The 1,552-nt window shown below is 61.7% G+C and carries 2 protein-coding genes; one reads left to right on the top strand and one right to left on the bottom strand.

Annotation, left to right across the window (positions count from 1 at the left end):
• The coding region (locus tag Q8M88_RS17660; protein WP_371132611.1) for a SlyX family protein at positions 1-163 on the bottom strand (163 nt) is incomplete at its 3' end.
• A gap of 147 nt (positions 164-310) precedes the next feature.
• Here Q8M88_RS17660 and hisS point away from each other — a divergent pair.
• Positions 311-1,552 (top strand): histidine--tRNA ligase (gene hisS, locus Q8M88_RS01640; RefSeq protein WP_305594425.1); only part of this gene is annotated, 1,242 nt, incomplete at its 3' end.

The following is a 1,552-nucleotide window of genomic DNA, read 5'->3' as shown; positions in this document are numbered from 1 at the left end:
CACCGCCGTCCGCCTCCCGTTCGGCCTCGCGCTGCATCAGCATCGCACTGTGCCGGGTCAGCCGGTCGATCTCGTCGGCAAGCCGCGCCACCACGTCGGACAGATCCTCAAGCCCGCGCATCAGATGCGCCACCCGTTCTTCCAGTGCTTCGATCCGGTCCATATCCGTCCCCGTCCCAGCGTTGCGCCTGCCCTGTCCGGCACCTCCCTTATCCATGCGAAATCCGGGCAAAGTCCAGATGTCCCGAACGCTTGCCGCCCCGGCCCCCTTCCGTTACACGGAGGCCCGACAGATGCGAAGGGCAAAGCCATGACCGACAGCAACCCGCCCGACACTCCGGCGACAAAAATCCGCCGTCCGCGCGCTGAAACGCCGAAGGGGTTCCGCGACTATTTTGGCGCCGAGGTGCTCCAGCGCCGCGCCATGCTGGACAAGATCGCCGAAGTCTACCACCGCTACGGCTTTGATCCGCTGGAAACGTCGGCGGTTGAAACCGTGGAATCGCTGGGAAAATTCCTGCCCGACGTGGACCGTCCCAATGCGGGAGTGTTTGCCTGGCAGGACGAGGATAAAGACTGGCTGGCGCTGCGCTATGACCTGACTGCACCGCTGGCCCGCGTCTATGCCCAGCACCGCAATGATCTGCCCAACCCCTACCGCCGCTATGCGATGGGGCCGGTCTGGCGCAACGAAAAACCCGGCCCCGGCCGGTTCCGCCAGTTCTATCAATGCGACGCCGATACGGTCGGATCCCCGTCCGTCGCCGCCGACGCCGAGATTTGCATGATGCTGGCCGATGCGCTGGAAGCCGTAGGGATTGAGCGCGGCGATTATGTGATCAAGGTGAACAACCGCAAGGTGCTGAATGGGGTGATGGAAGTGGCAGCGCCTTTGCGGCCCTTCCCAGAAGGCGACAATTTGCGAGGAACCATTGAAGCCGCATGGGATGAAGTGACGCGCAGCGGTGTTCTCCGCACGATTGATAAATTTGACAAGATTGGAGAAGCGGGAGTTAAGGAACTCTTGGGCGATGGCCGTCTCGATGCATCTGGTGCTTTTATTGATGGTGTCGGACTTACCGAAAGTCAGTCTAGGCACATAATTGCCTTCCTCACTTCAAAGGGCAGGTCAAATGCTGAGACGTTGGAAAAACTGTCATCCGCAGTTGGAACTTCATCAGTTGGCATTGAAGGTGTCGATGAACTGCGTTCGATAGCAGACCTCCTCGCCTCCCAAGGCTACGGCCCTGATCGCATTGTCATCGACCCCTCGGTCGTCCGTGGCCTCGGCTACTACACCGGCCCGGTCTATGAGGCCGAACTGACCTTTGAAATCCTCGACGAAAAGGGCCGCAAGCGGTCTTTTGGCTCGGTGGCGGGCGGTGGGCGCTATGATGATCTGGTCAAGCGCTTTACCGGGCAAGCGGTGCCGGCGACTGGGGTTTCCATTGGCGTCGACCGGCTGTTGGCGGCGTTGCGGGCCAAGGGGCGGCTGGGTGGCGAGGCGGCTGGGCCGGTGGTGGTGACGGTGATGGATCGCGACCGTATGGCC

Origin of the sequence: Phenylobacterium sp. (genome assembly GCF_030693805.1) — a bacterium.
In the GTDB taxonomy this organism is placed as follows: domain Bacteria; phylum Pseudomonadota; class Alphaproteobacteria; order Caulobacterales; family Caulobacteraceae; genus Phenylobacterium.
Note: the sequence above shows the minus strand (reverse complement) of the source record. Positions and strands in the feature narration are given on the sequence as shown.